This window comes from Thiorhodococcus minor (assembly GCF_010820565.1).
Classification (GTDB): Bacteria; Pseudomonadota; Gammaproteobacteria; order Chromatiales; family Chromatiaceae; genus Thiorhodococcus; species Thiorhodococcus minor.
Genome location: NZ_JAAIJQ010000075.1, coordinates 19,947 through 28,559, shown reverse-complemented (window position 1 = coordinate 28,559; position 8,613 = coordinate 19,947). Strand labels below are relative to the sequence as shown.

Here is an 8,613-nt window from a genome sequence, read left to right as displayed (position 1 = left end):
ATCTCATCGTGATGCTGTTCAACAAAGGGGTTCATCGTCTGACTCCCGTGTGCGGGCTTACTCAAACGATAGACGATACGCCCCTCTTTGGTTCCGGCTTTGCCGGGTTAGGAGTGACCTTGTCCTCGATTGCCCTGAAGGCATGAACGTAGTCGTTCGAGGACGGGAGCTTCATAATCCTGGAAACCATGTCGCTAGCGCCTTGTTCGCGTTGTTGGAGTCAAGACTTTGAGTCGCGGATGCGGAGCCAGGTGTTGGCATCTAGCTTGAGAACCGCCGCGCCACTAGCCCGCGCAGACGGGAGCCCTCGACCTCGGCAGCGTGGCCACTATCTGGCCACTTCTTCCGGGCTCAGAAACGAAAAAGGCCCAGAATTTCAGCTAAGCCCTTGTATTTATTGGAGCTGGCGGACGGATTCGAACCCCCGACCTGCTGATTACAAATCAGCGAAAACCGCATTTCTGAGCATTTCTCACCTTCACATTTCAGCCTGCTACCAGGCTCGTAAGTCCAAGTAATAGTTGCCTTTCGAGGCCAATGTTATACTCTGTTAGTACCTAACGGTAACAGCTCATAACGGCGGTTTCTTGTCACCTAGTTGTTACCTAGAAATCTGGATTAGGTAACAGCCATGCCCAGCAAGCGACTCACCGCGCCCTTCGTCGAGAAAGTCTCGGCACCCGACGACAAGCCCCAGGAAGACTACTTCGACACCATCACGCCATCCTTCGGGCTGCGCGTCGGGAAGCGCCGCAAGACCTATTTCGTCATGGTGCGGACGCTGAAGAACGGCAAATGGACGATGACGCGCGTCACCCTTGGCACCACGGTTGAGCTGGACCTGAAGACTGCCCGAGAGCAGGCGCGAGACGCCATCGAACGCGCCGCTCAGGGGCTAGCACCGGCAGAAGTGAAGGCCGAGCGTAAGGCCGCTCAGGCCGAGGAAAGCCGCAACACCTTTGCCAGCGTCCGCGACGAGTTCTTGGTGAAGTATCGCGGCCGGCAGAATCGCAAGCCCGCCCCGCGCACCATGGCCGAGATCAAGCGCGTGTTGTCGTCGGATCTCTTCGCCGACTGGAGCGAGAGGCCGCTGGCGAAGATCACCCGTCGCGATGTGCTCGACGTACTCGACATCCTTGTGGAGCGTGACGCCGAGGTTATGGCTAACCGCACCCTCGCCTACCTGTCCATGCTCTTCGGCTGGGCGCTGCATCGCGAGATCATCACCACCGATCCCACCGACAACATCAAGAAGCCGGGGACCGAGCAATCCCGCGAGCGCGTGCTGGAGCTGGCGGAGCTGCGCGCGATCTGGCAGGCCACCGAGCCGACCCAGGCCAATCACGGCGACCTATTCACCGGCATCGTCCGAATCCTGATGCTCACCGGGCAGCGCCGCGAGGAAGTGGCCGGAATGCGCTGGGCCGAGCTGAATCTCGACGCGCGGACGTGGACCCTGCCCGCCAACCGCACCAAGAACAAGCGCGAGCATCTGGTTCCGCTCTCCGACCCCGTGCTCGAGATCATCCAGGCTCGCAAGACCGAGCAGGAAGCGATGCGACTCAAGACGGAGTACGTCTTTACCAGCTTCGGCTCCCGCCCCTTTTCCGGCTGGAGCAAGAGCAAGGCCCGCCTGGACGGACGCGCCAGCATCGCCAAGTGGACCCTGCATGACCTGAGACGCACCCTGGCTACTCGCATGGCCGAGGATCTGCGCATCCCGCCGCACATCATCGAGGCCACCATCAACCATGTGAGCGGTGCTCGGGCTGGCGTTGCAGGCACCTACAACCGGGCGCTGTACCTGGACGAGCGCAGGCAGGCGCTCGAGGCATGGGCCGGGTACGTGCGGCGGATCTGCTTCGCCGAGCAGGCCGAGCAGAGCAATGTTGTGGAGCTTTCGACCACGCGCGCACTTGGTTGACACAGGCCACGGATCGCCGAACTATTCATAACAGAGTCTTTCTATCCATCCCCAGTCAGGCAGGCGCCACCATGACTTCGATTCGCCCTACCGAGCTACGACTGCGCTGCTACGCCGAGCGTGAGGCCCCCGACGTGTGGGTCGCGCTGTGTCTCGACTTCGATCTAGCCGCCCAGGGCGAGACCTTCGAGGACGCCAAGGCCAAGCTGGACGCCATGATCGACGACTACGTGCGCGATGCATGGGAGGGCGAGGACCAACCCTTTGCCGAATCGCTGTTGAACCGCCGCGCCCCGCTGCGGTACTGGCTGCGCTTCTGGTGGTTCTCGCTTTGGAGCCGCATTCGTCACCGCAATGGCACACATCGCCCATTCAACGGGCGCCTGCCGTTGTCGCTCGCCCATTGAGCAGCCAATACCCGCCGCTGACCTGCGCCGAGGTCAAGTGCATTCTTCGAGCGCTGGGCTTCGAGCCCCGCAAGAGCAAGGGCGGCTCCCATGAGCAATGGATCAAGGACGATGGAGGCCGGCGCTTCAAGGTGACGGTGGATTGTCCCAAGGCGCCATTCTCGCAGACCCTCATTGCCTCAATGGCGCGTCAGGCTGGCGTCTCGAAGAAGGCATTCTATGCAGCGAGAGGAAGAGAAGCGGCCAATGACTGAGCTTGCCGAACTGAAGGCTCGATTACTGGAAGACCCCGAGACGCGCGCCGAGTACGAGGCCCTGGAGATGGGGTACGCCATTGCCCGCGAGCTGATCGCCGCTCGCACTCGCGCGGGTCTAAGCCAAGAGCAGGTTGCCGAGCGCATGGGCACCTCGCAATCGACCATTGCCCGCCTCGAGAGCGGCCGGACGCTGCCAAGTCTGCGGACGCTGGACCGGTATGCCCGCGCGACGGGATCGAAGGCCGTGGTGCGATTGGAAGACTGTCGGTGATAAAGGCTTCATGATCGGTCAGGGAATTTGACGTGATGAATGAGGATCATCCTGAACACCTCTGGCAACAGATGCTCGGCCCAAAGAGGCGATTACCGACCATTGCTGAGATTGAGGCTCTGCGAATTCAGTTCGCAGATCTAGGGCTCGACAAAGCACCGCTCTATGATGTCCGTGAGGCGGTTGTAATTGCCTCACTCATGTACCACGAACTGGTCCAGCCAGCTCCGAACAAGGCTTTGGAGCATCTGCGGCAAGCTAAGAAAAATGCATCAGCATTGCTTGCAACGCTCTACCCCAACGATTCGGTGATGCGTGCCGTAACCAGCCCCATCGAACCGTACATGATGCGGGAGAAGCTGGAGCAGTTGATCGGCAACGTCGAGAGAGAGATCGGCCGCGTCTCGCCATTGGCAGCCCCGGGCCAACGCCGGCGCCCGGGATATGGGTTGCGGCGGATGATTGAACACCTATCAAGTAATGTGATCCTCTGGACTGGCGGTGACTCTCACCCAACCTACACCCAAAACAATACTGCGGTTGACCGCGAATTTACCGGCATTTTCGTCGAACTCACTGAGGCCGTGTGCCGTCTATCTGGGATCCATGCCGCAAACAGTACAGTCGGCGGCGCCATCAAGGAATTGGACCTAGATGGGCGCATCCCCTACCGTCCCGAAAGGGATGCTATCCCCACGCTCTGGCCGTAAGCCCGCCTTTCGTGACTCGCTATAACTCGCTATAGATTAGCCGGCATCTCATCCACCGGAGATGCCTGATGCAGACCCACCTTGCCCGAGCCGCCGCGTCAGTCGATACGCGCGCGGCGATCCCCGAACCCTTCGCCGACGACGCGCTAGTGACACAGCCGCAGCTCAAGCGGCTGACGGGCGATGTGTCCGATATGACGATATGGCGCTGGAGACGCGCCGGAATCATCCCCGAGCCCACCAGCATCCGAGGCCGCAACTACTGGCGAGCGGGCGATGTCCGTGAGCTGCTAGCTCGGCTGGCAGGGGGCGCGCAATGAGACCCCAAAACGAGTGCGCCCCAGGTCTGGCGGGACCTTGGGGCGCGGATACTGCGGGCGGACATAGCAACACCCCGGGAGGGCGCGGCCATGCGGAATCGTAGCACATCGCCACGCCCCGGCTCATATCGCTGGCGCCAGCTGCGCGGTCTGCTGACCATCGGCGACCGCGTGCACGAATATCAGGCTATCCGGTATCCGCGCTCGATCCTCGGGCGCGTGCCGCTGCCGGACGACCTGCTGCCCTGCTGGCGGGAGGTGCGCCCATGACGCCGCGCACACCGGACCCGATCCAGCTCCCCACCTCGGGCCTGACGCTCGATCCCGAAATCCAGCAGCGTGCAGGCGGGCTCGATCCAGACACCGTAGATGCCTATGCCGCTGAAATCGCGGATTGGATCGCATCGGCTCCGATCATCGTCTACTCGGACAGCCGTACCCGGTGGGTTGCAGACGGCTTCCACCGTATCGCCGCGGCCGAGCTGGCCGGACTCTATGCGGTGCCGGCGATCATGCATGAGGGCACCCGCCGCGATGCCTTGCTCCATGCGGTCGGAGCCAATCGGGCACACGGTCTGCGGCGAACGAACGCTGATAAGCGACGCGCGGTTGAGACCTTACTCCGCGATGAGGAGTGGTCTCGGTGGTCGGATCGGCGAATCGCCGAGCAGGTCGGAGTCTCAGATAAGACCGTTGCCGCCGTGCGCCGTGAACTGCGCAACTGCGGAATTTCCGCAGTTGGAGGCGAGTCGGAGAAGCGTGTAGGCGCGGATGGCAAGGCCCGCACGGTCCCGCCGCGCCAGCCAGCCCCGGAGCAGCCCGACCGCACTACGGCGCCCCAACTCTGGCAGCCCAAACCGGCCCCACCGCAGCAAACCGCGCCCGTCGTCGAACAAGTGCCGGGCGATGACCTAGACGGCGTTCGCGCGACCAACGAGCGGCTGAAGACACAAACCTGGCCAGCAGAGCCGCCACCCGCACCGAAGCAACCAACCTCGAAGGAGGCGATGCAAGCGGCGCACGAAGTGTCCGGAGCGTTCGGGCTGGTGCGCCGCGCCCTCGACAAGCTAGACGCCATTGAGGACGCCTTGCTCGCCGAGGACGCGCAGACTCTCATTGCAGAGCTGCGCAAGACGCTCGATCGGCTGACGGCCAGATTCGAGCCCAAGGAGGGTGCGGCCGATGCGTAAGGACCATTTTTCACCCCCAGCCAAATGGACCCGCGAGTTTCGGCAGGCACTCAAGCTCTCGGATGCTCATTTCAAGGTCTACGCCTATCTCGAAGGCGGTTTAGAGAGTCACGCGACCGGCATCTATTTCGTCACCCTTGCGGCTATCGGCGAGATGGTGAACGAGGAGCGCGATGGCGTCGCGCGCATCATGGAAGACCTGGAGCGCATCGGCCTAATCCTGTGGGATCAGAATGCCGATGTGGTCTATGTGCCGTGCGTTTGTACCGAGCAATTCCGCTGGTCCGGGGCGCCGAAGAAAGACCCGAGCAAGGACTTTCGCGTCGTCGAAGCGCGGCGCCATATTGCCAGCCTCCCGCCTTCCAATCTGGTCGAGCTGCTTCTCTCTCGGTGGCCGATCTTCAAGCCCGAGGAAGGGGCATACCAAGGGGCTTCGGTAGCCCCTTGCCAAGGGGCTTACCAAGGGGCATACCAAGCCCCAACTACTACTACCTGTTCCTCTCCTAGGAGCAGATCCCCCGCACCAGACCCCGACCGCCGCCCAGACGACGCGCTCGGCATTCACTTCCCAGCTCAGGACGAGCACGGTCTCGACATCCTCGAGGATGAGGAGGGGGCGAAATGACGACGACCCCAACCAAGATCTATCTCGCCTGGCTGCTGCGCGACGCTGGCACGGTCGAGCTATGCCACATGGGCGAACGGGGACCGCTCGGCATCGCCTGGCTCGACGACGTAGACCAGCTCCTCGCCCAGGCCCGCGACAAGGCCAAGACGGGCAATCTGTTCACCACACTCCACCGGATCGACCCTGCCGCCTTGCGCGACTACATCGCCGAGCAGAGACAGGTAGATCCCCGGAAGCAGCCACGCACGCCCGATCAGGCCGTGACGCGGTTCACCCGGCTCTTTTTCGATTTCGATCCGGTTCGCCCGAAAGGCGCCAGCAGTACCGATGCCGAATTGGCCGATGCCGAGATCCGCGCGAAGGGTCTGCGGGACAAGTTGCTGGCGCTCGACTGGCCGATGCCGCTCACAGCGATGTCGGGCAATGGCTGGCACCTGCAATATCGGACCGCTCTACCGAACACGCTCGAGACTACCGAGCAACTACGAGCGATCTACCAGGGGCTCCATGGCGAGCTGTCCGACGACGTGGTGGAGTTCGACCGCAGCGTCCGCAACCCGGCCCGCCTCTGCGCCCTGTACGGATCGGTCAAGCGCAAGGGGCAGAACGCCCAGGACCGACCACACCGGCAGTCTCAATGCTGGATCCCGAGCGACTGGCGCCAGGTCCACCCGCGTCAGGTCGCCGCGCTGGCCGACTACTACGCCCGCCAACCGAGTACGACTCGCTCGAATGCCGCCCAGGCGCCACAGGAGCCCCGTACAGCCGTCCGCGTCTCGGGCAAGGGCGACTATGCCTCGCTCGACGTGGTGCGCTGGTTCGAGGCGCATGACGCCTACGTGGGCCATCTCGACGGCCACAAGCACGGCGTCCGCTGCCCATGGTCAAGTGAGCACTCGTCGCCTTCGCCGAGATCAGGGTCGGACTCGATCATCTTCGAGGCGGACGGCGGCTGGCCGGGTTTCCATTGCCATCACGCGCACTGTGCAGGGCGAGACATCCGCGACGTGATGCGGCTTTGGGGCGACGCGGACGCCTATTGCTCGTCCGAGTTCCAGCCACGGAGGGCCGCGTGATGTTCGATCTCTACCCGCATCAGGTCCAGGTCATCGCGGAGCTACGGCAGGGGGTCAAGGATGGCCACAAGCGCCAGATCCTCGCCGCCGCGACCGGGTTCGGAAAGACCGTGGTCGCCGCTCACCTGGCACTGTCGGCCGTCCAGAAGGGCAAGCGTGTGCTGTTCATCGTGGATCGGATCGAGCTGGTCGGACAGTCCGTGCGCACCTTCAACGCGCTGGGGCTCCAGGTCGGCATCCTTCAGGGCGAGAACACGGACTACTCGCGCGAGGACGACATCATCGTCGCCTCGATCCAGACGATCCGATCCCGCTCCGCCCCGGATTGGGTGCAGCTCATCCTCGTCGACGAGTGCCACATCCTGCACCGGGCGCACATCGCGCTGATGGAACGGTGGACGGCCATCCCCTTCATCGGTCTGTCGGCAACGCCGCTGCGCAAGGGCTTGGGGACGCTCTTCTCCAATCTCGTGCGCGGTCCCTCGATCCGCTGGCTGACCGAGCGCGGCTTTCTCGTGCCCTGCCGCGGCTTCGCACCGGCCGTCGATGCCGTCTCCGAGGCGCTGAAGGGCGTGAAGAAGGGGACGACCGTCAATGGCTACGACTTCATCGAGTCCGAGCTTGGCGAGGCACTGAACCAGAAGGCCCTTGTGGGCGATATCGTGAGTACCTGGCAAGAGCGCGGGGAGGACAGGCAGACACTCTGCTTCGCGAGCTCGATCGCGCACAGCAAGGCCATCCGCGACGACTTCGAGGCCGTGGGCGTGGCGGCTGCCCACCTGGACGCCTACACGGATGCCGAGGAACGGCGCCGGCTGATCGGGGCCTTCCGCGCCGGAGAGATCCGTCTCCTGACTTCGGTCAACGTGCTCGGGATCGGCTTCGACGTGCCGGACGCCTCCTGCCTGATCCTGGCCCGGCCGACCCTCTCGGAAGCCTTGCACATGCAGCAGATGGGGCGCGGCATCCGCACCGCCGCGGGCAAGCGCGACTGTCTGGTGCTCGATCACTCAGGAAACACCTTGAAGCACGGGCTTCCCATTCACTTCGAGGTGCCCGAGCTGGACGCCGGCGAGAAGGGACAGGCCGAGCCGCGCAAACGCAAGGAGAAGGAGCCCTTCGGGCTCTGCGCGCACTGCGGCGCCTTGATGGAGCGCACCGAGACGACCTGTCAGGAATGCGGACTCGACCGCCCCGACCGCCGACCCAAGGTGATCGTGCGCGATGGCGATCTGGTGGCGTTCGGCACGGCCGAGGAAGGCGAGGCGCTGGGGCTGGAGGAGGAGCGCAAACGCTTCTACCAGGGGGCGCTCGGCTATGTGCTGCAACGTAGCCAGAAGCCGGGGCGCGCCTATCACCTGACGAAAGCGCGGTTCAAGGACTTCGACCCACCGTGGGATTGGCGCGACCTGCCGCCGCTCAACCCGACGCCCGATGACGCCCGCTGGATTCGCAACCAGCAAGCGAACCGCGCCATCCGCCGCCGCTACGCGGAGGGCCGCAGATGACCGACCCCATCGACCCAGGTCCGCCCGTGCTCACCGAGCAGGAGCGCGCGGACATCCACGAGGCCGTGACCGAGCGCGCGGCCATTCTCGAGCATGACGCCGGGCTCCCGCGCCAGCAGGCCGAGCGGCGCGCCGTGAGTGCGATGCGGATCTACCGCTACCGCCTGGCCGAGCGCCCGGAGACCTGGCTCCTCATGATCGCCCCCGGCTGCACCCTGGACGAGGCCCGGCACGCGCTGAGCCTGCGCTTCGGGGTCAAGCGGCTATTGGAGGTCCGGGAGCACCGCCCCGGGCGCGCAGAGACCCAACGGAGAGGCTGAAG

General features: G+C 63.9%; 12 protein-coding genes. All 12 read left to right on the top strand.

Annotation, left to right across the window (positions count from 1 at the left end; genetic code table 11):
- Positions 1 to 631 precede the first annotated feature (631 nt).
- The gene (locus tag G3446_RS20045; RefSeq protein WP_164454682.1) at positions 632 to 1,924 is read left to right on the top strand and encodes a tyrosine-type recombinase/integrase; all 1,293 of its coding nucleotides are present in this window, start codon (positions 632 to 634) and stop codon (positions 1,922 to 1,924) included.
- A 71-nt stretch (positions 1,925 to 1,995) separates the two neighbouring features.
- On the top strand, positions 1,996 to 2,331 hold the full coding sequence (locus G3446_RS20040; protein WP_164454681.1) for a type II toxin-antitoxin system HicB family antitoxin: 336 nt from the start codon (positions 1,996 to 1,998) through the stop codon (positions 2,329 to 2,331).
- Positions 2,244 to 2,585, top strand: coding sequence for a type II toxin-antitoxin system HicA family toxin (locus tag G3446_RS20035; RefSeq protein WP_342450163.1), 342 nt, complete (start codon positions 2,244 to 2,246; stop codon positions 2,583 to 2,585). Before G3446_RS20040 ends, G3446_RS20035 begins: the two co-directional genes overlap by 88 nt.
- The gene (locus tag G3446_RS20030; RefSeq protein ID WP_164454679.1) at positions 2,578 to 2,859 is read left to right on the top strand and encodes a helix-turn-helix transcriptional regulator; all 282 of its coding nucleotides are present in this window, start codon (positions 2,578 to 2,580) and stop codon (positions 2,857 to 2,859) included. Before G3446_RS20035 ends, G3446_RS20030 begins: the two co-directional genes overlap by 8 nt.
- 35 nt (positions 2,860 to 2,894) lie before the next feature.
- Positions 2,895 to 3,569: a class III extradiol ring-cleavage dioxygenase family protein gene (locus G3446_RS20025; protein WP_164454678.1), complete on the top strand. Its 675-nt coding sequence runs from the start codon at positions 2,895 to 2,897 to the stop codon at positions 3,567 to 3,569.
- Positions 3,570 to 3,637: 68 nt separating this feature from the next.
- Positions 3,638 to 3,889: a helix-turn-helix transcriptional regulator gene (locus G3446_RS20020; RefSeq protein ID WP_164454677.1), complete on the top strand. Its 252-nt coding sequence runs from the start codon at positions 3,638 to 3,640 to the stop codon at positions 3,887 to 3,889.
- Positions 3,890 to 3,979: 90 nt separating this feature from the next.
- Positions 3,980 to 4,159: a hypothetical protein gene (locus tag G3446_RS20015; RefSeq protein ID WP_164454676.1), complete on the top strand. Its 180-nt coding sequence runs from the start codon at positions 3,980 to 3,982 to the stop codon at positions 4,157 to 4,159.
- Positions 4,156 to 5,079, top strand: coding sequence for a ParB/RepB/Spo0J family partition protein (locus G3446_RS20010; RefSeq protein WP_164454675.1), 924 nt, complete (start codon positions 4,156 to 4,158; stop codon positions 5,077 to 5,079). Before G3446_RS20015 ends, G3446_RS20010 begins: the two co-directional genes overlap by 4 nt.
- On the top strand, positions 5,072 to 5,704 hold the full coding sequence (locus G3446_RS20005) for a hypothetical protein (protein WP_164454674.1): 633 nt from the start codon (positions 5,072 to 5,074) through the stop codon (positions 5,702 to 5,704). The genes G3446_RS20010 and G3446_RS20005 overlap by 8 nt, the downstream gene beginning before the upstream one ends.
- Positions 5,701 to 6,783, top strand: coding sequence for a hypothetical protein (locus G3446_RS20000; RefSeq protein WP_164454673.1), 1,083 nt, complete (start codon positions 5,701 to 5,703; stop codon positions 6,781 to 6,783). Before G3446_RS20005 ends, G3446_RS20000 begins: the two co-directional genes overlap by 4 nt.
- Positions 6,783 to 8,291 carry a DEAD/DEAH box helicase gene (locus tag G3446_RS19995; protein ID WP_164454672.1) on the top strand — a complete coding sequence of 503 codons (1,509 nt, stop codon included), beginning with the start codon at positions 6,783 to 6,785 and terminating at the stop codon, positions 8,289 to 8,291. The genes G3446_RS20000 and G3446_RS19995 overlap by 1 nt, the downstream gene beginning before the upstream one ends.
- Positions 8,288 to 8,611 carry a hypothetical protein gene (locus tag G3446_RS19990; RefSeq protein ID WP_164454648.1) on the top strand — a complete coding sequence of 108 codons (324 nt, stop codon included), beginning with the start codon at positions 8,288 to 8,290 and terminating at the stop codon, positions 8,609 to 8,611. The genes G3446_RS19995 and G3446_RS19990 overlap by 4 nt, the downstream gene beginning before the upstream one ends.
- Positions 8,612 to 8,613 lie beyond the last annotated feature (2 nt).